The following is a 23,729-nucleotide window of genomic DNA, read 5'->3' as shown; positions in this document are numbered from 1 at the left end:
CTAAAATGTTAAAAGACATTAAGAAATCTATAGGTAACAACGTTCAAAATTTGAGGATATTAAAAAAAATATCAGACGAAAGGGGTATTAAAATATAATTTTATTATGATTGATGTATTAGGCAATTTTCAAAAAAACAAACTTACTTTTATTACAGCTGGTTTTAGTGTATTTACTTTTCTAAGAGATATAGAAGATATGATTACACATTTTTTTTCCAACTTGAAGTATTTGCTTATTGCATTTGGGTTTTTATTAATTGTATTAATTTATAATTCATTAAGACGTAAAACAATGTTTAAAGACAGCTATAAAGAGTCTGAAGATTCTCCCCCTGTTTTTCAACATATTAATGGAAGAAGTAATTCAATAAAGAAGATTTCTTTTAAAATAGCAATTGTATTTTGTACTGCTTTTTTTATTTTCGGATTATTGTCATTGTCTTATGTAAAAAATTACCCAATATATTATATTAAAGTAAAAACATTTAAGTCTGAAGCTGAGGCAGTAGATTTTATGAATAAAATAAATATTTCCTTTAACAAAAATTCTGAAAATAATATTAAAGCAAGATGTTTAAAGCGATCTACCAATCCAAATAAATACTTAGATGGAAATTATATGGTTACTCTAAATGGTGGCTATTTAAGTAAAAATGCTGCGCTTAAAAAATTAAATAAAGCTAATATTATTTTAAATAATAAATATAATTTAACAGTTACAAATCCAACTAGAAATATATCGGTTAAAAAGAAAATTATGTATTTAATGGAAAACAATTAACTTTTTGATATTTAAATAATCATTTTGTAATATTTAGTATATTAATTATGAATAAAAATTATAAAACAATCCTATTTATATTATTTTTAATTACTGTCACAATTGGTTTTATAATTAAGATTCCAGTTCCACTTAGAAAACTTGGCGATAAAAATCTCCATACTTTGTTTTATTTTTTGCGTCAATTTTTTTATATGTATTAAGTAAAAATAATATTATTAATATTATTTTTTTAATTCTATTTGGAATTTTTATAGAGTATCTTCAGGAATTTTCTATTAGATTTTTCAATAATCATATACACGCTAAACATGACTTTGAAGATGTTTATGCTAATATTAAAGGAATTATTTATTATTTGATTTTATGTTATTTACTTTTTTAGTTCTCTGAATAAATCAATTTCATCAAAAAAATAAAAGATAAATTGCTCATTATTTTTTTTGCGTAACGTAAATTTTAATTATTTTTTTTCAAAATATAATCAATATTACTAAACCATTTTCTTCAATCACTAGGCCAATTTCGATTTTACATTTTATTATATCTATAAATTTCATTGAAATGTATAATGGGAATTGTATTGTATAAAATAAAAAAGACAAACTTTTTAGTTTGTCTTTTTTTGTGGGCGATGAGGGGTTCGAACCCCCGACCCCCTCGGTGTAAACGAGGTGCTCTGAACCAGCTGAGCTAATCGCCCTAAATAGGAGTGCAAATATAAGTCTCTTTTCGGTATTTGCAAACTATTTTTAAAATAATTACAATATTTCTGCTACTACAAAAGTGCTTCCTCCAATGTAAATAAAATCGGTTGAAGTTGCATTGTTTTTGGCGCTTTCATAAGCCTCTGAAACTGAATTATATACTTTTCCGATTAATCCAAATTCAATTGATTTTTGCTCTAAAATTTTAGCATCCAAACCGCGTGGCATATTTGGTTTACAAAAATAATAAATTGCATTTTTGGGAAATAAAGGCAGGATTTCATCCAAATCTTTGTCATTGACTACTCCAAATACAAAATGTAAAGTGTCAAATTGTTCTTTTTCTAGTTGGTTTAATACAATCTCTAAACCATGTTTATTGTGTGCGGTATCGCAAATGGTTTTTGGGGCATGATTTAATTGTTGCCATCTTCCCTGAAGCCCCGTATTTTTCCCAACATTTAAAAATCCATATTTCAAATCACTTTCTGAAATTTCAAAACTGGGAATTGAATTTAATATTCTTAAAGTTTGAATTGCAGTTTTCTTATTAGAAACTTGATATTCTCCTTTTAAATCGGAGGGATAGTCATTAGAAATGGTATCGGATGCAAAGAAAATTTCAGAATGAGTTGTATTTGCTTTAGCAACAAATACTGGTTTTGTTTCCGAAGTATATTCACCAATAACTACTGGAATATTATTTTTTATAATGCCCGCTTTTTCTTTTGCAATAGCTTCAAGCGTGTTTCCTAAAAACTGAACGTGGTCTTTTCCTATATTGGTAATAACCGAAATCAAAGGGGTAATAATATTGGTAGAATCCAATCGACCCCCTAATCCAACTTCTATAATTGCGATGTCAACTTTTTCTTTTTTGAAATAATCAAATGCCAAACCAACCGTCATTTCAAAAAAACTCAACTCATTTGATTTAAAGAAATCAATGTGTTTTTCTATAAATTCACAAACAAATTCTTCAGAAATTTCAATTCCGTTGATTTTGATTCGTTCTCTAAAATCTCTTAAATGAGGTGAGGTATACAAACCCACTTTATATCCTGCTTCTTGCAAAACAGAAGCGAGTAGGTGAGAAGTAGACCCTTTTCCATTGGTTCCCGCAACGTGAATAAATTTTAAATCATTTTCAGGATTTCCTAAATAATCAGACAATAAAATGCTATTCGTTAAATCTTCCTTATAGGCGGATGCACCTTGTTGCTGGTACATAGGAAGTTGGTTGAACATCCAATTTAAAGTTTCCTGATAGTTCATTAAATCTTGAAATGATTTAGGGTTTACGCTTTGTAAGTAATTATTGCGTCAGTTTAAAATTGTAAATTATTTTTCCTATTTGAGTTTCTGCAGCAGTTGCATCTGCTTGCCACTTTGTATTCATTGCTGCAATTTTGGCTTGTTCTAAAAGGCATTTTGCTGAATTTGTGGTACCCCTTACACCTGGATTTGCATTAGTAACTGTTCCTGATTTGTCTACTGAAATTTGAACCACCACAACGCCTTCTTCGCTACATGTATATTTTGGCTTAGGGGTGCTTAGTGCTTTTCTATTTCCTAATTGATAATTTCCATTTCCAGAACCTTTCCCAGATCCACTTCCTGTTCCGTAACCACTTCCCGTTCCTAATCCTTCACCTGATCCATTTCCACCTCCAGAACCCGTTCCACTTCCACCGCCACCATTGTAACCTTTTGAATTGGTATCGCCATTAGATTTCCCTTTATTTCCAGCCGTTTTATCGTTTCCGTCTCCTTCTTTATTGGAACCGTTTAATAAATTTGACAAGGCATCTGAGGTTGATTTTGAAGGCTTTGGTGTTGATTTTACAACCGGTTTATCTTCTTCTTTCTTTTCAATTTTAGTATCTGGTTTTTTAATTTCGGCAATTGCTGGAGATTCTTCATTTTCAGAAACTACAATTTCCTTTTCTTCAGCAGGAGTTTCAATAACTTCTTCAGGAGCTGAAGTTACGACCTCTTTAGAAGTATAATTATCTCCCGATCCAAAATCACTGTCTCCAAAATTTACCGCGATTTCTCCACCGCCACCGCCGCCTTCCATTTCAGGAAGTGGTAAGCTGTCACTAAATTTCAAAAAGAAAAACAATAAAAAAAGCAATACAAAACTTGAAGAAGTAATGATTATTGATTTTTTTTCTTGTTCAGTTTCAAATAGTTTCATTGATAGTAAAATTGAGATTTAAAGATAATACAATATTTAAAACGAAAAAGGAATCAAAAAATTGTTACTATCTTTTAGTAAATTACACCAATTGTTTTAATGCAATTTCAAATGCTGTGGCGCTAATATTAGTTTTTGAATTACTTATAGAATGTGCTTTTGCAATAGCATTTTTAATTGTATTTGAAGTATCATTAAATATAGATTCATCAGTCATTTGCACTTTTTTCTCCATAAAATAAGCAAATACTCTAGCCATTCCACAATTAGAAATGAAGTCGGGAATCAAGCTGATTTTTTGATCTACTTGTTCCATAATTGAGCCAAAGAATATTTCTTTATCAGCAAAAGGAACATTCGCACCGCAAGAAATTACTTCTAATCCTGAGGCGATCATATTATCAATTTGTTGTTGAGTTACCAATCTTGAAGCCGCACAAGGTGTAAAAATTTCTGCTCCAATTGTCCATATTTTTTCATTGATTACGTCAAAAGGAATCATATTGTCGGCAACCAATTTATTGCCATCTTTATTTAAGAATAAGGTTCTTATTTCTTCAAATGTAAATCCGTTTTCATTGATAAGACCACCGTCTCTATCGATGATTCCAACTACTTTTGCTCCCATTTCTGCTAAGTAAAAAGCGGCTGCAGAACCTACATTTCCAAATCCTTGAACAATCGCTTTTTTACCTTTTACATCACCTCCGTAAATAGTGTAAAAATGACGAACTGCCTCTGCAACTCCATAACCTGTAATCATATCGGCAACAGTATATTTTCGATTAACATCAGGAGAAAAAACTGGGTTTTCAATCACCTTCACAACTCCTTGTCTTAATTGCCCAATTCTATTGATTTTATCTGCTTCACTTGGTTTGAAATGTCCATTAAACACTCCTTCTTGAGGATGCCAAACACCGCATTCTTCTGTCATTGGGATTACTTCGTGAATTTCATCCACATTTAAATCCCCTCCAGTTCCATAATAACTTTTTAACAACGGTGAAACTGCTTTGTACCAACGCTGTAATACTCCTTTTTTTCTAGGATCATTTGGGTCAAAATTAATTCCTGATTTTGCTCCACCAATTGCCGGTCCAGAAACAGAAAATTTAACTTCCATAGTTTTTGCCAACGATAAAACTTCGTTCATATCCAACCCTTTTCTCATTCTTGTTCCACCACCAGCAGCGCCACCTCGCAATGAGTTAATTACCGTCCAACCTTCCGCTTCCGTTTCTTGATCTTTCCAGTTAAAAATAATTTCAGGTTCTTTATTTTCGAATTTTTTAAGTAAATCTTTCATTAATTTTTCCTTTTTTAGAATTGCAAATATAGGTAACTTTAATTTTTTATAGTATTATTTTGGATGGTATATTTTTCCGGAACTATGGTCTTTTGAAGCTCCAGTAACACTGCATAATGTATTGATTTCATTTCTTAATTTTAAAACTCCCAACATTCCAAATATTAATGCTTCTTTGAATTCAATTATTTTCTTTTCTGGTATTAATAATTTAGTTTCCTTTAAATAAAATTGAATTCTACCAATTAAAAAATCATTATAGGCACCTCCACCGGTAATCAATAAATTGGATTTTTTATTGGATAAAGCCAATCCAATTTGATAAGCAATGTGTTCTGTAAATGTTGCTAATTTATCTTCAATTGAAATATTATAACTTTCAATTATTGGTAAAACGATTTCTTTTACAAATTCAAATCCCAATGATTTTGGGTAAGATAAATTGTAAAATTCTATGTCATTCAATTCGTTTAGTAATTCTGAATTAATTTTTCCTGAACCTGAAATCGTTCCTTTATCATCATATTCTAAACCTAATTTATTGGCATAAAAATTCAAAACGGTATTCACAGGAGAAATATCAAATGCAATTCTTTTTCCATTTTCTTCAAAGGAAATATTTGAAAAACCACCTAAATTCAAACAATAGTCTGCTTCTGAAAATAATAATCGATCGCCAATTGGAACTAATGGTGCGCCCTGACCACCCAATTCAACATCTTGAATTCTAAAATCGCAAACCACTTTTTGGTTACAAATTGTTGCTATTTCTGGTAAGTTACCTATTTGTAAAGTAATTCCATTTTTTGGTTGGTGTAAAATGGTATGTCCATGGGAACAAACAGCATCTATAGATTCAAGTTTATATTTTGAAATAAATTTTGAAATAATATTTCCTAAAAATAAGGTGTATTCTTCGTCTAATTGTTGTAATTCTGGTTCAGAAAATCCAACAGCAATTTTTAAACGGTCAATCCATTCATGGCTGTAGCCAATAGTTTCAGATTCAAGGATTTGAAAATTCCATTTTCCATTTGTTATTTCAAAATTAAGGTGTGCTAAATCAATTCCGTCAAGTGAAGTGCCTGACATTACACCAATAATGTTATATTTTTCTTGAATCATCGGCTAAAATTAATAAATCATTTTGAGAATATGATAATTTAGAAGTATATTTGTTTGCGTTTTTTATATTAATCACAATTATTATTCCCGATTATGGATTTTAAACTTACAGAAGAGCATTTAATGATTCAACAAGCAGCTAGAGATTTTGCTAAAATGGAATTGTTACCAGGTGTAATTGAAAGAGATGAGCATTCAAAATTTCCAACAGAACAAGTGAAGATGATGGCTGAACTTGGATTTATGGGAATGATGGTTGATCCAAAATATGGAGGTTCTGGTTTAGATAGTATTTCCTATATTCTAGCAATTACTGAAATTTCAAAAATTGATGCCTCTGCAGCGGTAATTATGTCGGTTAACAATTCATTAGTTTGTGCCGGAATTGAAAAATATTGTAATGAAGAACAAAAACAAAAATACCTTGTGCCACTTGCAAAAGGAGAAGTTATAGGTGCATTTTGTTTGTCGGAGCCTGAAGCGGGTTCGGATGCAACTTCCCAAAAAACAACTGCAATTGATAAAGGAGATCACTATTTATTGAATGGTACAAAAAACTGGATTACCAATGGAAGTTCAGCCTCTACCTATATTGTGATCGCACAAACAGATATTGAAAAAGGACATAAAGGAATCAATGCCTTTATAGTTGAAAAAGGATGGGCTGGTTTCGAAATTGGACCTAAAGAAAAGAAAATGGGAATTCGAGGTTCTGATACTCATTCTTTAATGTTCACTGATGTTAAGGTTCCAAAAGAAAATAGAATTGGTGATGATGGTTTCGGATTTAATTTTGCTATGGCAGTTTTAAATGGAGGTAGAATTGGTATTGCTTCTCAAGCTTTAGGAATTGCAAAAGGAGCTTATGAATTGGCTTTACAATATGCTCAAGATAGAAAAGCTTTTGGAAAAGAAATTTTCAAACATCAAGCAATTGCTTTCAAATTAGCCGATATGGCTACTCAAATTTCAGCCGCTGAAATGTTGGTTTTAAAAGCAGCCTCTGAAAAAGATGCAGGTCAAGATATTTCTCAATCAGGAGCTATGGCGAAATTATTTGCTTCTCAAACGGCAATGGACACCACAATTGAGGCAGTTCAAATACATGGTGGTAACGGATATGTTGCCGAATATCATGTAGAAAGAATGATGCGTGATGCTAAAATCACTCAAATTTATGAAGGTACTTCTGAAATTCAAAGAATCGTAATTTCAAGAACGTTGATTTCATAGTAATTAATAAAATAAAAAAAAAGTCCTAAAGCATATGTTTTAGGACTTTTTTATTTATGGATAAATAAAATTTATTCTATAATTATTTTCTTTGTAAGACAATCTCCCTTACTTCTGATAGATATCAAATAAATACCTTTCATAGTGTCATTCAAAGTAATAATTTGATTTAAATCGCTATTGTTTACATATTCTTTTTCAAATACAATTCTACCAGTTGTATCATATATTACAATTGAATAATCATCTAAAATTGATTTTAATTGAATATCAAAAATCCCTTTATTTGGATTTGGAACAATAGAAAAATTATTTGTAAAAAAACTATTTGTACTTAATACATCGGTTAAAAACTGACTTGATATTGTATTGTAATAAGCAAGCATTCTAGTTGCTTGACCAGCAGTAAACATATACATGCATGCATCATTCGTATAATCCATGTAATTGACAGTTAAAGTATTCTCGCCATTACATTGTGATGTTGCTCCAGCTGCAGGACATCCATATACAGGTGCACTTGAAGGCGGTGTGTCGCACACTCGATCTCCTTGAGTATTACAATTTGAATTAGTACAGCCCGCGAAGGTGTGATTTAAATTAAAAAAATGTCCTAATTCGTGAGTTAGTGTTCTCCCTAAATTATAAGGAGACCTTGGAACAAAACCTGGGCAACCAGCTCCTTTTCCAAAGGCACTATTTGAAATAACTACTGTTTGACCATTTGATGGAGAACCTCCTAGTGGCGAATATCCCAATAAATTTTGCCCTGCATTTCTACAAACCAAATTCATATAACCGCTCCAATTTCCATCTGAGTCGGCGCCTCCTAAAAAATTAGTTCCAAAGGTTACCGCTAAATCTCCATTGACTAAATTTGATCCACCAGGATGATTTTGATTTGCCAATACAAATCGCACGTCCAAGCTACCAGTATTCACACCTGGATAATTACTACTTGCGTTTGTCCATTGAGAAATATCCGGATTTAATCCATTATAATCCAAATTCAATATGTCAACTTGAGTTTGAGCTAAAGCTCTTAAACATGCTGTTGGTGCTGTTGCATCAGGAAAATGAACTGCAACCGGAATTATTATTGTAGCATTTGTACTGGATGTGGCGTTAGAGTTTCTCTGTAATTTTGCCAATTCAATTTCAAACTTTGCTTGAAGGTTCAAGTAGTTTTGTCTTGCAATCGGATCGTTCATTATTTGTTCCATTTTTTGTTCCATACCACAAGTTCTGTCTTGTGAGTAACCCATTTGAACAATCAATAAAGCAATTAGCAATTTAAGTTTCATATAATTTATTTTAGACCTCAAAAGTAACAATTATTTATATTTAAATTTATTTAATTTAAAAAATAAAAAAAGTCCTAAAAACAAACGATTTTAGGACTTTTAAATTATTTATAGTTGGATATTATTTTGTCAATGTCATTTCATCAACAATGTGTTTTGCACCAGAGTATTTTTCAATAACCCATAATACATAACGAATATCAACATTAATTGTACGTTGTAATTTTGGATCGAAAATAACATCACCAGCCATAGCTTCAATGTTACCATCAAATGCCAACCCGATTAATTCTCCTTTTCCATTCAATACTGGAGAACCTGAATTTCCACCTGTAATATCATTATCAGTTAAGAAATTTACGTGAAGTGAACCGTCTTTATCAGCAAAACGACCGTAATCTTTGTTTTTGTTCATTTCTAATACACGAACAGGTAAATCAAATTCTTCATCACCTTTTTTGTATTTTTTCACTTGTCCATCTAAAGTGGTGTAGTTGTTAATCTTAGCATCATTTCTTTTATCCGCAGGTAAAGAACGAACTTTTCCATAAGTTAAACGCAAAGTAGAATTTGCATCTGGATATTTAATAGTTCCAATTTTTGACTCTCTTAACCCTTCCACTAATAAACGGAATGCAGCACCATAATCATTTTGTGCTTTTGCAACAGCATCCGATTTATTATTCATATGTGCAACTAAATCATTTGAAAGTAAGTACAAAGGATCGCTTGCTAAAACAGCATCACTTGGATAATCTAAAAATGCTTTTACTTTATCTAAAGAAGTTAAAACACTCATTTCAAAAGCAGCATTTACAAATTTAGAATAATCGTAGTTACTGTCTTTTCCAATTTTTTCAACCATTGGAGCAATTCCATATCCAACAGATTTTGTAGCATATAATTTTAATTGTGCAGTCAAAATATCTTTTTCAGCAGGAAGGTAGGAATCTTTGAAGAAACCATCAGCCATTTCAACAATTTTAGGAGCCATTGTAGCACGTTTAGCAGCATCTGCTTTTGCATAAGCATCCAATTGTCTTCCTAATGTACGGCCAATTGTTCCATAAGAGGAAGTTCTCATCAACTGTTGAAGGTAATTATCGTGACGCGATTTTTCATTCGTCAACGCATAGTAAGCATTAATTGTAGCTACAACATTACCATATTTAGCTTTGTTTTCTTTTTTATTTGCCCATTTGTTGAATTTTGCTTCTTGAGCTGCTTTAGATTTTGATGTTTCAAATTTGCTTAAAGCATCGATCATTCCTTGACGGTTTTTCCAATAATTTGCAGTTGATGCGAATTTTGAAGCGTAAACTAAACGAATTGCAGCACTTTGATCCATGTATTTTTTCATGTTGTCCATACCCGTTTTTGCTCCTTCAACCCATGCAGGATAAGCAAATTTTACGTTTTGCTCAATACCACCAGCTGGCATCCAACGGTTTGTTCTTCCAGGATAACCTAAAATCATAGCGTAATCACCTTCTTTTACTCCGTTTAAATTTACTGGTAAATAGTGTTTTGGACTTAACGGAACATTCGAAGTAGAATAATCTGCAGGATTTCCGTCTTTATCAGCATAAATTCTGAACATTGAGAAATCGGCAGTATGACGTGGCCATTCCCAGTTGTCAGTATCGCCACCAAATTTTCCTAGACTTTCTGGAGGAGTTCCTACCAAACGAACGTCTTTATAATCTTGGTAAACAAAATAGTAATATTCATTTCCTTGAAAAAAGGGACGAACAGAAACAGTGTATTTCCCGCCTTCATTGTTTTCTTTTTCAATCGCTGCAATTTCTTGATTAACCGCTTTTTCTCTTTCCGCCTCAGTCATTTTATCATTTACTTTGGCTAAAATTCTTTTGGTACAATCGTCCATACGAACGAAAAAACGAACGTACAAGCTAGAAGGTTTCATTTCTGAAGCTCTGTTAGCAGCCCAATAACCGTCTTTCAAGTAGTTTTTCTCGGCAGTAGACAATTCAGCAATAGCATCATAACCACAATGGTGGTTCGTTAATACCAATCCGTCTTTCGAAATAACTTCAGCAGTACAACCGCCATTAAATTGAACAATTGCATCTTTCAAACTGTGGTTATTGATGCTGTAAATTTCTTCAGCGGTCAATTGCAACCCCATTTTTTGCATGTCTCGGTGATTCAAACGCTCAATGAACATTAAAAACCACATTCCTTCATCGGCCTTAACGGTCGTTGGAATTAATAGGACCCCAATAATTAGGGATAAAATAAATTTTTTCATATTTAGTTTGTTTTTTTTAATAACTGCGAATATAAATCATTTTCATTATTTTATTGTTATTCAACGTTTAAAAAGTGATGATTTTAAATTTTCGTTTTTTTATTTGGGCGAATGGCCGGGCTCTACGCTATATCCACGTGTTTGTTTCGTCGTGCCTCCTTCCAATCACGCGGGATGCCGCTGCTATCCCTATCGCGGTTTTGTGTTAGTAACAACTTGAAAATTTTGATTTGTCAATCTGAATTTATTTCAGATTCTATAAAGTGCTAAAATTATTTCTTTATCACAAATTTTCAAGATTAGTAGTTTTCAATTTATTAACTTTTGCAAAAACAAATAACCTTATGATAAAATAAAAAGCACGATAAATTAACACTACAATAGGAATTTTGTCAAAACTAAAAATGAAAAATAAAAGAAAAATTCCATTAGTAGTAATTAGTGATGTTCACCTCGGAACCTTCGGATGTCAAGCTACTGAATTACTCCAATATTTAAAATCTATACAACCCAAAACCTTAGTTTTAAACGGCGATATCATAGACATGTGGAATTTTTCGAAAAGTTATTTTCCGCCTGCTCACATGAATGTTTTGCGTCACATTATCAAAATGTCGGCCAACGGAACTCGACTTATATACATCACCGGAAACCACGATGAAGTATTGAGAAAATATTCCGACCTTATTTTGGGCAAATTCGAATTGGTTGACAAATTAGTTTTAGAATTAGATGGAAAAAAAGCCTGGATTTTTCATGGTGATGTATTCGATTCTTCCACACAAGGATATGCAAAAATATTAGCCAAAATTGGTGGTAAAGGCTACGATTTATTGATATTAATCAATAGTTTCTTGAATTGGATAATGGTTTTATTAGGAAAAGAAAAGCGAAGTTTCTCCAAGAAAGTGAAAGACAGTGTTAAAAAAGCAGTCTCGTTTATCACCAATTTTGAAGTTACAGCCGCGGAAATTGCCATCGATAAAAAGTACGATTATGTGGTTTGCGGTCACATTCATAAACCTCAAATGAGAGTGGTTAGTAACGAAAACGGATCGGTATTGTATTTAAACAGTGGCGATTGGGTGGAAAACTTAACCGCATTAGAATATAAAAATGCTGAATGGAGCATTTATGAATACAAAAAGGAACATTATCAAAATTCTGAAGCAAACGAAGATTTGGTTCCTGAAGATTATGCTTCAAAAATTCTCTCCTAATTTAGATTAAATTTACAAATGAAAATATTCTACGCAATACAAGCAACGGGCAACGGTCATATAAGTAGGGCGGTGCAGTTGTATCCCTATTTGAAGAAATTTGGCACTGTTGACTTTTTTATGAGCGGTAACAATGCAAGTTTGAATGTTGATATTCCAATAAAATATAAAAGTAAAGGTTGTAGTTTACATTATTCTAAATGCGGAGGTTTGGATTATTGGGAAACAGCTAAAAACATCAATCCTGTGCAAATGTATCAAGATGCAAAAGCACTGCCATTAAAGGATTATGATATGGTAATTAACGATTTTGAATCGATAACTGCATTGGCGTGTAAGCTCCAAAAAGTGAAATCGGTGCAATTTGGTCACCAGGCAAGTTTTAAATCAAAGTTGACTCCGCGGTCAGAAAATAATAATTTAATGGGAGAGTTGGTTTTGCAAAAATATGCTCCTTCAAATAAATATATTGGACTTCATTTTAAAGAATACGATTCTTTTATTCATCCTCCAATAATTAAAGACGATATTGTAAATGCTACTCCCACCAACTTAAATCACATTTCTGTTTACTTGCCCTCTTTTGATAAAGAGTGTTTGCAAACAGCATTTAATAAAGTGAGCGATATTCAATTTCATTGGTTTTTAGGTGATGTTAATGAGCAATATACCATTGGAAACATTACTTATTTTCCGGTAAACCAAAAACTTTTCAACGATAGTTTGATTACAAGCCATGGAATTATAACTGGAGGTGGATTTGAAACTCCCGCTGAAGCATTGTATTTAAATAAAAAGGTACTTAGTATTCCAATTCAAAACCATTATGAACAAGAATGTAATGCTGCAGCTTTAAAATTATTGGGGGTTCCCGTGCTTAGCAAAGTGGGTGACAATTTTAATATTGAAATTGAAAATTGGCTAAACGGAAAAATCATTTATCCAAAAATTGAGGCCAATGATATTCCAAAAACACTGCAATATTTATTTGACACTTATAATGATTAATAAAAAAAAGCCATCAATCGATGGCTTTTTAATTTATAAATTATGACTATTTTCTGGAAGTTCATCTTCCATATTGAGCATGTTCCAAAGCTTGTCTTTTAACTCTGTTAGCCCTTGTTGAGCAACAGACGAAATGAATAAATAAGGAGTTCCTGCAAACTCTTTATCCAATTCTATTTTTAGCTCCGCTTTGAGTTCATCATCCAACATGTCGCATTTTGAAATTACAACAATGCGTTCTTTGTCCAACATTTCGGGATTGTATTTAGTCAATTCGTTGACTAGAATATCGTATTCTTCTTTAATATTTGGAGTATCAACAGGTATTAAAAATAACAACGTTGAATTTCTTTCGATGTGTCGTAAAAAGTAATGACCTAGCCCTTTTCCTTCAGCAGCACCTTCAATAATACCGGGAATATCAGCAATCACAAACGATTGAAAATCACGGTAAGCTACAATTCCTAAGTTTGGTTTTAAAGTAGTAAACGGGTAATCGGCAATTTTTGGTTTTGCTGAGGTTAATACGGAAAGTAAAGTCGATTTTCCGGCATTTGGGAAACCTACCAATCCAACATCTGCAAGTACTTTTAATTCTAAAATAATATCAATCTCAGTAGAAGGCAATCCAGGTTGAGAATACCTCGGCGTTTGATTTGTTGAACTTCTAAAATGCCAGTTTCCTAAACCACCTTTTCCTCCTAGTGCAACAATTTTTTTCTCGCCGTGTTCAGTAATTTCGAATAATATTTCGTTAGTTTCTTTATCACGAACTACCGTTCCTAGTGGCACCTCAATGTATTTATCTTCTCCATCAGCACCGGTGCTTCTATCGGAACCTCCATCGCCACCATGACCTGCTTTTACGTGTTTGGCAAATTTTAAATGAAATAATGTCCAAAGGCTTTTGTTTCCAACAAGATATACGTGTCCACCGCGACCACCATCACCACCATCAGGACCTCCTTTTTCAATAAATTTTTCCCGGTGCAAATGGGTAGAACCCTTTCCGCCTTTGCCAGAGGAAACATATATTTTTACGTAATCTACGAAATTTCCTTCAGTCATTTTCTTGTTTTTTATTCTAAATTAGTAGTAATTAAAAATTATAAGCTTTCAATTACAGCGCTCAATCTTTTGGTGATATCTTCAATAGAACCAATTCCGTCAACTGGATAAAATTTATTTTGGTAACTATAAAAATCTATTAAAGGAGCTGTTTTTTCATTGTATTCTTGGTATCGATTTCGAATTTTATCTTCGTCTTGATCGTCCACGCGCCCACTGGTTTTTCCTCTTTCTAATAATCTTTTTATTAAGATTTCATCGTTTGCTTCCAATGCAATAGTTGCAGTGATATTCCAATTTTTTGTAGCTAAAAAAGCATCTAAAGCTTCTGCTTGTGCTAGTGTTCTTGGAAATCCGTCAAATAAAAATCCTTTAGTATCAGGGTTTTTTTCAACAGTGTCTTGTAACATTTTTATGGTAACTTCATCAGGAACCAAATCTCCTTTATCCATGTAACTTTTGGCCAATTTACCTAAGTCAGTTTCGTTTTTAATATTGTATCTAAAAATATCACCAGTTGATAAATGAGTTAGATTGTATTTTTCTTTTAAAAATTCTGCTTGAGTTCCTTTTCCAGCCCCTGGCTTTCCAAATAAGACAATGTTAATCATGATTGAATGTTTGTTGTATTTGTAGTTATTTATTATTTTAATTGATAAACTTCTGTTAAATTTCTGCCTAAACCGTCATAATCTAATCCGTAACCTACGATGAACTTGTTTGGAATTCGTATTCCAATATAATCCAATTTCAGGTCTTTTTTATAAGCTTCTGGTTTGAAAAATAAAGTGGCAATTTTAAAATGTTTTACATTTTGTTTTTTGAATAATTCTTTTAATTCCTCTACTGTATTTCCAGTATCAACGATATCTTCAATAACAATCACAGTTCTTCCTGTTAAGTCTTGGTTTAAACCAATTAATTGTTTTACTTCATCGGTGGAAGAAGTCCCTTCATATGAGGCTAATTTAATAAAACTTACTTCACAAGCCTTTTTATAATGTTTCATAAAATCCGAAACAACCATAAAAGAACCGTTCAAAACCCCAATAAATACAGGAATTTCATCAGCAAAATCAGCTTCAACTTGAGAGGCCATTGTTGCAATTGCAAAATCTATTTCTTCAGAAGAAATAATAGGAACAAATTGTTTATCGTGTAATTGAATCAATTTTCTGATTTTTTATAAGCCGCAAAGATATAGAATTCACATTTTACAATTGGTAAAGCAACTATATATTTTATTTTTCCAGATAATAATTCATTATAAAACAAGTAATTAAAGCAACTTTTTTTATAAAATGTTAATTTTGTATTAAACTAATTTGTATTTTCGAAGTCTAAATGGTATTAATCAATTTGTTATGGCTTCATTAGACCAACATACCGGTGTTTTAGGACAAAGAAATGCAAGGCATTTATTAAGACGAGCTTCTTTTGTTTACAGTAGATCTTTAATTGATCAATATGCGCTTTTAACGCCAAATCAGGCATTGAATTTACTATTCTCAACTAGTACACCTTTGGTAAATTTGCCGTATGACCCTCTTCCAACAACTGCTCCTGATGGATTTTGGACAGAATCTACAGCCTCACCTACTTCTTTTGCTAGACAAAGCGCAAAAGGTGCAATTGTAGCAGGCTGGTGGTGGTATAATGCAATAAACAGTCCTAATTTAAAATATAAATTATCTCATTTTTTATCAACTTGTTTTACTGTTGAAATAGACGCTTCATCTTCTGCAACCGATTTTTATGATTATATCCGATTGCTATTACATTATTCCTACGGGAATTATAAAACCTTAGCAAAAAAAATGACGTTGAATAATAATATGTTGTACTATTTGAATAATACTTCAAATATAAAAACAGCGCCGAACGAAAATTATGCTAGGGAGTTTTTTGAGCTATTTACAATCGGGAAAGGACCACAGATAGGGGTTGGAAATTACACGACATACACTGAAGCTGATGTTGTTCAAGCAGCACGTGTTTTAACAGGTTTCAGAAGAATGAGTAATCGATCTGTAATTGATCCAGAAACCTCTTTACCAAAAGGTTATAACGTTTTTTCATTTCATCATACCAGTAATAAAACCTTTAGCAGCGCTTTTAATAATACCGTAATTACTGCTGCTACTAATGATGCTGGGATGGACACTGAGTTAAATGATTTTGTGAATATGGTTTTTAACCAACAAGCCACTGCCAAAAACATTTGTCGCAAAATGTACATTTATTTTGTGAAAGGAACTATAACTCCTGAAGTTGAAGCCGACATAATTACTCCATTAGCCCTAGATTTTTATAACAATGGTTATGAAATTGCTCCTATAATTAGAAAATTATTAGAAAGTAAGCATTTTTATGATTTGGATGATTCCGATTCTACAAATGAAACTATTGGTGGTATGATAAAATCTCCAATAAATCAGCTTTCTGAAATTTGTACTTTCTTGAAAGCAACCATTTCTGATCCAAATACTAGCGCCTACGATTTTTATTATAAGTTTTGGTCCCTGTTTGTATACAATAGCTTTTTAACCGGATCAAATATGATGCTTTTTAATCCTGAAAATGTTGCCGGACATCCTGCTTATTATCAAGCGCCAGGGTTTGATAAAAATTGGATTTCTGCAACTAATTTAATTTCGAGGTATCGTTTAGGTGAATCATTATTAGATGGAATAAATAGAATTAGTGGAAATGCAACTATAATTACTAAAATTAATATTTCAAATGTAGTTAGATTCGGAAATATTATTTCCGTTGCCAATGATCCATTTATTTTAACATCTGAATTGTGTAATGCACTTTTTGCTCAAAATCCAGATACTAATCGGGTTAATTATTTTATGAGTACTTTTTTACTTCAAGGGATGGCAAATTTCTATTGGACAAATGCTTGGGATGATTATATCGCAACTGGAGTAAATACAGTTGTAGAATCAAGATTGAAATTATTGGTAACAAATATTTTGAGAGCGCCAGAATCTCAAATGTTTTAATACTATTTTATATGAAAAGAAGGAACTTTATTCAGTTAACCGCATCAGCATCAGCATTATCGCTTTTGCCAACGGAAGTATTCGCTCTATTTAAATCGGCTGGAATGACTACTTGCCCAAATGTGAATGCAAAAAAAATAGTATTGGTTCAATTATCTGGTGCAAATGATGGACTAAATACGGTAGTCCCCTTAAATCAATACGATACTTATGCAGCTTTGCGCCCTAACATAAAATTAAATAATGCAGGCCAAACTAATGGTTTAATTAATTTAGACACTACCTTGCCTTTGGCAAATCAAATTGGACTTCACCCAGCACTAACGGGATTTAAAAGTTTGTACGACCGAGGATTAATGAGAATTGTTCAAGGTGTTGGATATCCATCTCAAGATAAATCACACTTTAAGTCTACCGATTTATGGTTGACTGGTGGTGACGGAACTTCTGCCAATAATAATATTGATAGTGGTTGGATTGGAAGATTTTTAGAAAATTATTATAGTAATTTCTTATCTGCTAGTTTTCCTTTGGGGATCCAATTAGGAAGTAGCGATAATTCTTTGGGATTTCATGGAGAAATTGAACACGGAATGTCAATTAATATAAATGGGCAAGATCCTGCTGGTTTTTACTCAGTTTTAAATGGTTTAGGAGGGGCACCGCCAACTTCAATTCCCAATTCTGAATATGGAGATTTAATCCGTTTTATTTTAGCTAGCGATGCCGAAACAAATTTATATGCTCAAAGTATTTCATCAGCTTTTAGAGGTGGAACCAACTCAGCAAGTGTTACCTATCCTTCAACAAGTTTGGCAAACCAGTTAAAAACAGTAGCTAAATTCATTTCGGGAGGTTTACAAACAAAGGTGTATTTAGTAAAAATAGGAGGTTTTGATACCCATGATATTCAAGTTGCTTCAAATACAACTACTCATTTAGGGACTCATGCCAATCTTTTAACACAAGTTTCAGAAGCTATAAATTCTTTTATTACCGATTTAAATAATCAGAATTTAGGAGATGATGTAATTGCAGTTCCCTTTTCTGAATTTGGAAGAAAAGCGGGTGAAAATGGTAATTTAGGAACTGATCATGGTGAAATTGCTCCAATGTTTGTTTTTGGAAAATCAATAAATCCTGGGGTTTCAGGAACAAATATCAATCTTTCAGAAGCAGTATCTGCTAATAACTATCAAGTACAAACTGTACAGCACGATTATCGTCGCGTTTTTAGTACAATTCTTCAAGATTGGTTTGGAGCCAGTAACCAAACATTAGATTTAACTTTTTATAATGCTACTACGAATCAAGGTTTTGCAAATAGTAAAGTCAGTAATATGATAAAAACTGAATTCGCAGTACCTCCTAACTGCTACAACAATTCGTTATTATCAACTAACGATTTTACAAATAGAAGTGATATTGTAGTATACCCAAATCCAACAGTGGAAACTGTAAATATAAATTCAGTTAATAATTCAATTAATGTAGTTTCTGTGTATTCTTTGGATGGTAAATTAGTTGCTACCTTTAGAAATCCAATGACTTCAGATAGTTATTCTATAGATGTTCAAAATTTAGCAACTGGAATTTATACATTAAAAGTAGAGACCAATAATGGAAGTTTTACAAAGAGAATAATTGTCCGTAGATAATTTTAAATAGTGTAACTTTTTATTTTTACTCTTTTAAAGTATCTTTGTGAAAAATTTATTTTAATGAATTATTTTTCTTCAGATTTTAAATTAGGAATCCTTGGCGGAGGTCAGTTAGGAAAAATGATGTTGTACGATACTCGAAAATTCGATATTCAAACTTTCGTACTCGATTCAAGTCATGAAGCACCATGTAAAATAGCTTGTAATAAATTTTTTCAAGGAAATTTAATGGACTTTGATACCGTTTATTATTTCGGAAAGCAAGTCGACGTGTTAACTTTCGAAATTGAATTGGTAAACCTAGATGCTTTAGAAAAATTAGAAAGCGAAGGAGTTAAAGTTTTTCCATCTCCAAAAACACTTCGATTAATTCAGAATAAAGGAATTCAAAAAGATTTTTATTCGAATAATAATATTCCTACAGCAGCTTACAAAAGATTTGAAAATTTAGAATCGCTTATTGAAGAGTCACAAAATTTGAAATTACCATTTGTATGGAAATGCACTGAATTTGGCTATGACGGAATGGGAGTAAAAATTATTCGAACACTTTCAGATTTAGACAATTTACCAAATGTAGAATGCATTTCTGAAGAAATGATTCCGTTCAAAAATGAACTATCTGTGATTGTTTGTCGAAATGTGTCTGGAGAAATTAAAACGTATCCCGTAGTTGAAATGGAATTCCATCCAGAAGCAAACCAAGTAGAATATGTAATTTGTCCAGCACGAATTGATGACAAAGTAGCTGAAAAGGCTCGTGCAATTGCTTTAAATGTTTCTGAAAAATTCAATCATGTTGGACTTTTAGCAGTCGAAATGTTTCAAACAATCGATGACGAAATTATCGTTAATGAAGTTGCACCACGTCCACATAATTCGGGACACCACACTATTGAAGCTAGCTATACATCCCAATTTGAAAACCATATCCGAGCAATTTTAGATTTACCTTTAGGAAATACTGATAGTAAAGTCGCAGGGATAATGGTAAATTTGGTTGGTGCCGAAGGGTTTTCAGGTGATGTGGTTTATGAAAACATAGAAACCATAATGGGTTGGAATGGAGTAACGCCTCATATTTATGGTAAAAAAGAAACGCGCCCTTTCAGAAAAATGGGACACGTTACTATCGTAAATGAAAATATGGTTGAAGCCCGAAAAATTGCCGAAAACGTTAAAAATACAATTAGGGTAATAAGTTGAAAATAAAAAATTAAATGATTTAAAGATTCAAAAAGTAGTACAAATTTTTTTAAATCTTTAAATTTCAATATTTAAATATTAAAAAAATGAAAGTAGCCGTAATAATGGGAAGTATTTCCGACATGCCAGTAATGCAAGATGCAATTGACATTCTAAATGGTTTTGATATTGAAACTGAAGTAGATATTGTTTCGGCACACAGAACCCCAGAAAAATTAGTAGAGTTTAGTAAAAATGCACATCTACTTGGGATTTCAGTTATAATTGCTGGAGCAGGAGGAGCTGCTCATTTACCCGGAATGGTCGCTTCAATGTCGCCACTTCCAGTAATTGGAGTCCCAGTTAAATCAAGTAATTCTATTGATGGTTGGGATTCTATTCTGTCAATTTTGCAAATGCCAGGCGGCGTTCCAGTGGCAACTGTAGCCTTAAACGGAGCCAAAAATGCAGGAATTCTTGCAGCCCAAATCATCGGCACTCAAGATAAATGTGTATTAGACAAAATTATTTTGTATAAAGAAGGCTTGAAAGATTCGGTAAATAAATCTTCTGAAAATCTTAAAAAGTAATCATTTTAGAAGCTATTTCCCGCTATACATTTCAATCTTTTCTTTTTTAAGAAAAAAAGAAAAGGATTTCCATTGCTATCGGGGCTAACCATAACATCTTGCAATTCAAATAAACATAACATGAATATCTTAACTCAGTATTTCAATACAAAACACAATACGGCTCCTTTTTCTCAAATTAAAAATGAAGATTATCTTCCAGCAATAAAAAAGGGTATCGAAATTGCAAAAGCCGAAATCGATGCAATTGTTAATAATCCAGATAAACCAACTTTTGAAAATACAATTGTGACGATGGAATTTTCAGGTGATGTTTTGGATAGAGCCTCAAGTATTTTCTTCAATTTGAATTCGGCAGAAACAAGTGATGAAATGCAAAAAATAGCCCAAGAAATTTCACCATTATTATCAGAATTTGGAAACGATGTTCGATTAAATTCAGTTTTATTTGCAAAAGTAAAAGCAGTTTACGATCAAAAAGAGTCACTTAATTTAAATACTGAACAAGCCACATTATTAGAAAAAAAATACAAGAGTTTTTCTAGAAACGGCGCTAATTTATCGGAAGATAAAAAAAGTAAATTACGAGAAATCGACATGCAATTGTCTAAATTAAGTTTGCAATTTGGGGAAAATGTATTGGCCGAAACACAAGCTTTTCAATTGCATATCACCGATGAAAGAGATCTTTCAGGATTACCAGAAGGAACAATTGAAGCAGCCCATCTATTGGCTAAAAGCCAAGATAAAAAAGGTTGGATTTTTACCCTTGATCACCCAAGTTATATTCCATTTCTTACCTACGCAGATAATAGAGAATTAAGAAAAAAAATGGCAATTGCATTTGGTTCAAAAGGATTTCAAAATAATGAATTCGATAATCAAAACATCGTTCTTAAAATTGCCAAACTACGTTTTGATAGAGCGCAATTATTAGGATATAAAACCCATGCTCATTATGTTTTAGAAGAGCGAATGGCGCAAACACCGGAACAAGTAATTTCATTTTTAAATGATTTATTAGCAAAAGCCAAACCTGCAGCTCAAAAAGAATTTGAAGAATTAGCTGCATTTGCAAAGAAATTAGACGGAATTGACCAACTAGAAAAATGGGATGGAGCGTATTATTCTGAAAAATTGAAGCAACAATTGTTCAATTTGGATGATGAGATTTTGAAACCTTATTTCCAATTGGAGAAGGTTTTAGAAGGCGCATTTACAATCGCAGAAAGACTTTATGGAATAACTTTCACCGAGATTTTCGACATTGATAAATACCATGAAGAGGTTAGAACTTTTGAAGTAAAAGATAAAAACAACGAACTTGTTGCCGTTTTTTATGCTGATTTCTTTCCTAGAAAAGGCAAGAGAAATGGTGCTTGGATGACCTCGTTTAAATCGCAATTTGTTTTAGATAATAAAAATGAAAGACCTCACATTTCAAATGTTTGTAATTTCACAAGACCAACAGCAACGAAACCTTCTTTATTAACTTTTAATGAAGTTACCACTTTGTTTCATGAATTCGGACACGGTTTGCATGGTATTTTAGCAAATACAATTTACCCAAGTTTGTCAGGAACAAGTGTGTTTTGGGATTTTGTAGAATTACCAAGCCAGATTATGGAAAACTGGTGTTATGAAGCGGAGGCTTTGTCATTATTTGCTCATCATTATCAAACAGATGAAATGATTCCAATGGAATTAATTCAAAAAATTAAAGAAAGTGCGAGTTTTCAAGAAGGAATGGCAACTTTACGACAATTGAGTTTTGGATTGTTAGATATGGGTTGGCACGGCCAAGACCCAACTACTATATTGAATCTAAAAACATTTGAAACAGAACAATTTTCTGCCACTCAATTGTATCCAGACGTGAAAGAAAATGCCATGAGTACTGCTTTTTCTCACATATTTCAAGGTGGGTATTCTTCAGGATATTACAGTTATAAATGGGCTGAGGTTCTCGATGCTGATGCGTTTGCCTTTTTCCAAGAAAAAGGAATTTTCAACGTTGAGGTAGCTACAAAATTTAAAGAAAATGTACTTTCTAAAGGCGGAACAGAACATCCAATGGTTTTGTATAAACGTTTTAGAGGACAAGAGCCAAAACCGGATGCTTTAATTAAAAGAGCAGGATTGATATAATTAGTATAATCGTAGTGAAAGCTTCGGTTTTTTATTTTGAGAATAAATACAAAAGCCACCAAACAATGGGTGTACTTTCAACCCAAAAATCAGTGAAATATTTTGATCGATTTTCATTAGAAAAAAACAGAAAAAAACCTATCACAATTGCAATTACTGAATTCAAAAGTGATTCTAAATATTGATTATTGATATTATCATTGAAAAATCCAATACCGATAAATAAAATCAACAAAACCAAACCGAGATTTTTAGTTTTTGCAACACCAATTTGTTGTGGTACAGTTTTTAAATGGGGATCGTCATTTTTCAAATCTTTTATCTCAAATATTAATATTAATGAAAATATTAAAAGTAATCTCTGGAGGATTAGTATTCCTATTTGGAAATTTATTTTATATTCGCAATTAATTATTGGCAGGAGTAATGTTACTCCAACCCAGCAAATAGCCACGATGTAAATTTTAAATCCCGCCCAATTACGCGCATTTTTTTTATTTGGGAAAAAGGGTAAAGTGTATAATATGGTCAAAATTAAAACTACGGATGCAATAATTTTAGTGATTTTTTCAAGTTCTAGGAAGTAGTAAATTCCAATTATTAAGGCGAGAAAACTCAATCCTGCAATTGCTTTTAATTTCGAACTCATGTTATTTTTTTTGGCTCTGGCCAAGGCATCAAATTTTACAAAATTATAGCCAGCAATTGTTCCAAAAAACGCAAAAAATGCGACTGAATAATTTATTGAAATGTTTAAGGTTAAGTAAGTGCAATTCACAAGTGCAAAACACGACAAAGCAATATGAGTACTCGAATCGAGGTAAAAATCAAAAAGTTGTTTTAATTGCTTCATTAAACAAAAATAATTAAACTGTTAATAAGAATGGCTTTTAGTTGAAAAATAC

The 23,729-nt window shown here is 32.2% G+C and carries 19 protein-coding genes and 1 tRNA gene; 9 read left to right on the top strand and 11 right to left on the bottom strand.

Annotated features, from left to right (window positions below; translation table 11 throughout):
- The first annotated feature begins 105 nt into the window (after nt 1-105).
- Nucleotides 106-783: a hypothetical protein gene (locus AC9UFV_RS05595; RefSeq protein WP_509573685.1), complete on the top strand. Its 678-nt coding sequence runs from the start codon at nt 106-108 to the stop codon at nt 781-783.
- Nucleotides 784-1,411: 628 nt separating this feature from the next.
- On the opposite strand, the gene AC9UFV_RS05590 is transcribed toward AC9UFV_RS05595, so the two are convergent.
- The 5 genes from AC9UFV_RS05590 to AC9UFV_RS05570 form a co-directional block, all read right to left on the bottom strand.
- A tRNA-Val gene (locus AC9UFV_RS05590) sits at nt 1,412-1,486 on the bottom strand.
- A 58-nt stretch (nt 1,487-1,544) separates the two neighbouring features.
- Nucleotides 1,545-2,765 (bottom strand): bifunctional folylpolyglutamate synthase/dihydrofolate synthase, encoded by a 1,221-nt coding sequence (locus AC9UFV_RS05585; protein ID WP_509573683.1) that lies wholly within the window; start codon nt 2,763-2,765, stop codon nt 1,545-1,547.
- Between the two features lie 40 nt (nt 2,766-2,805).
- Nucleotides 2,806-3,690, bottom strand: coding sequence for an energy transducer TonB (locus AC9UFV_RS05580; RefSeq protein ID WP_509573681.1), 885 nt, complete (start codon nt 3,688-3,690; stop codon nt 2,806-2,808).
- 82 nt (nt 3,691-3,772) lie between these two features.
- Nucleotides 3,773-4,999: a Glu/Leu/Phe/Val dehydrogenase dimerization domain-containing protein gene (locus AC9UFV_RS05575; RefSeq protein WP_509573679.1), complete on the bottom strand. Its 1,227-nt coding sequence runs from the start codon at nt 4,997-4,999 to the stop codon at nt 3,773-3,775.
- Between the two features lie 54 nt (nt 5,000-5,053).
- Entirely contained in the window at nt 5,054-6,124 is a 1,071-nt protein-coding gene (locus AC9UFV_RS05570) for an anhydro-N-acetylmuramic acid kinase (protein WP_509573677.1), read from the bottom strand.
- A 93-nt stretch (nt 6,125-6,217) separates the two neighbouring features.
- On the opposite strand from AC9UFV_RS05570, the gene AC9UFV_RS05565 reads away from it, so the two are divergent.
- Entirely contained in the window at nt 6,218-7,357 is a 1,140-nt protein-coding gene (locus AC9UFV_RS05565) for an acyl-CoA dehydrogenase (protein ID WP_509573674.1), read from the top strand.
- Between the two features lie 71 nt (nt 7,358-7,428).
- Here the strand turns inward: AC9UFV_RS05565 and AC9UFV_RS05560 are convergent, their stop codons facing one another.
- Complete coding sequence (locus tag AC9UFV_RS05560; protein ID WP_509573673.1) at nt 7,429-8,661, bottom strand: zinc-dependent metalloprotease; 1,233 nt, start codon at nt 8,659-8,661, stop codon at nt 7,429-7,431.
- A 121-nt stretch (nt 8,662-8,782) separates the two neighbouring features.
- Nucleotides 8,783-10,933, bottom strand: a complete 2,151-nt coding sequence (locus AC9UFV_RS05555; RefSeq protein WP_509573671.1) for a S46 family peptidase — start codon at nt 10,931-10,933, stop codon at nt 8,783-8,785.
- Nucleotides 10,934-11,337: 404 nt separating this feature from the next.
- Here AC9UFV_RS05555 and AC9UFV_RS05550 point away from each other — a divergent pair, with 404 nt between their 5' ends.
- Together AC9UFV_RS05550 and AC9UFV_RS05545 are read left to right on the top strand one after the other, a co-directional pair.
- A complete protein-coding gene (locus AC9UFV_RS05550) occupies nt 11,338-12,153 on the top strand; it encodes a UDP-2,3-diacylglucosamine diphosphatase (RefSeq protein ID WP_509573669.1) in 816 nt (271 codons plus the stop codon).
- An 18-nt stretch (nt 12,154-12,171) separates the two neighbouring features.
- A complete protein-coding gene (locus AC9UFV_RS05545) occupies nt 12,172-13,161 on the top strand; it encodes a glycosyltransferase family protein (RefSeq protein WP_509573667.1) in 990 nt (329 codons plus the stop codon).
- A 33-nt stretch (nt 13,162-13,194) separates the two neighbouring features.
- Here the strand turns inward: AC9UFV_RS05545 and obgE are convergent, their stop codons facing one another.
- Genes obgE through hpt form a run of 3 tightly spaced genes read right to left on the bottom strand, consistent with a single transcriptional unit; the run spans nt 13,195 to nt 15,400 of the window.
- The gene (gene obgE, locus AC9UFV_RS05540; RefSeq protein ID WP_509573665.1) at nt 13,195-14,229 is read right to left on the bottom strand and encodes a GTPase ObgE; all 1,035 of its coding nucleotides are present in this window, start codon (nt 14,227-14,229) and stop codon (nt 13,195-13,197) included.
- A gap of 38 nt (nt 14,230-14,267) precedes the next feature.
- The gene (locus AC9UFV_RS05535; protein ID WP_509573662.1) at nt 14,268-14,840 is read right to left on the bottom strand and encodes an adenylate kinase; all 573 of its coding nucleotides are present in this window, start codon (nt 14,838-14,840) and stop codon (nt 14,268-14,270) included.
- Between the two features lie 32 nt (nt 14,841-14,872).
- Nucleotides 14,873-15,400: a hypoxanthine phosphoribosyltransferase gene (gene hpt / locus AC9UFV_RS05530; RefSeq protein WP_509573660.1), complete on the bottom strand. Its 528-nt coding sequence runs from the start codon at nt 15,398-15,400 to the stop codon at nt 14,873-14,875.
- A gap of 193 nt (nt 15,401-15,593) precedes the next feature.
- On the opposite strand from hpt, the gene AC9UFV_RS05525 reads away from it, so the two are divergent.
- From AC9UFV_RS05525 to AC9UFV_RS05505, 5 genes are all read left to right on the top strand, one after another.
- A complete protein-coding gene (locus AC9UFV_RS05525; RefSeq protein ID WP_509573658.1) occupies nt 15,594-17,240 on the top strand; it encodes a DUF1800 family protein in 1,647 nt (548 codons plus the stop codon).
- 11 nt (nt 17,241-17,251) lie between these two features.
- The gene (locus AC9UFV_RS05520; protein ID WP_509573657.1) at nt 17,252-18,898 is read left to right on the top strand and encodes a DUF1501 domain-containing protein; all 1,647 of its coding nucleotides are present in this window, start codon (nt 17,252-17,254) and stop codon (nt 18,896-18,898) included.
- 63 nt (nt 18,899-18,961) lie between these two features.
- Nucleotides 18,962-20,107, top strand: coding sequence for a 5-(carboxyamino)imidazole ribonucleotide synthase (locus AC9UFV_RS05515; protein WP_509573655.1), 1,146 nt, complete (start codon nt 18,962-18,964; stop codon nt 20,105-20,107).
- A gap of 86 nt (nt 20,108-20,193) precedes the next feature.
- On the top strand, nt 20,194-20,676 hold the full coding sequence (gene purE / locus AC9UFV_RS05510; RefSeq protein WP_509573653.1) for a 5-(carboxyamino)imidazole ribonucleotide mutase: 483 nt from the start codon (nt 20,194-20,196) through the stop codon (nt 20,674-20,676).
- A gap of 120 nt (nt 20,677-20,796) precedes the next feature.
- Entirely contained in the window at nt 20,797-22,824 is a 2,028-nt protein-coding gene (locus tag AC9UFV_RS05505; protein WP_509573651.1) for a M3 family metallopeptidase, read from the top strand.
- A 31-nt stretch (nt 22,825-22,855) separates the two neighbouring features.
- Here AC9UFV_RS05505 and AC9UFV_RS05500 read toward each other — a convergent pair whose 3' ends face one another.
- Nucleotides 22,856-23,677: a UbiA prenyltransferase family protein gene (locus AC9UFV_RS05500; RefSeq protein WP_509573649.1), complete on the bottom strand. Its 822-nt coding sequence runs from the start codon at nt 23,675-23,677 to the stop codon at nt 22,856-22,858.
- Nucleotides 23,678-23,729: the final 52 nt, after the last annotated feature.

The sequence above is a fragment of the Flavobacterium sp. genome (assembly GCF_044349645.1).
In the GTDB taxonomy this organism is placed as follows: domain Bacteria; phylum Bacteroidota; class Bacteroidia; order Flavobacteriales; family Flavobacteriaceae; genus Flavobacterium.
This window is presented reverse-complemented; position numbering and strand designations above follow the sequence as displayed.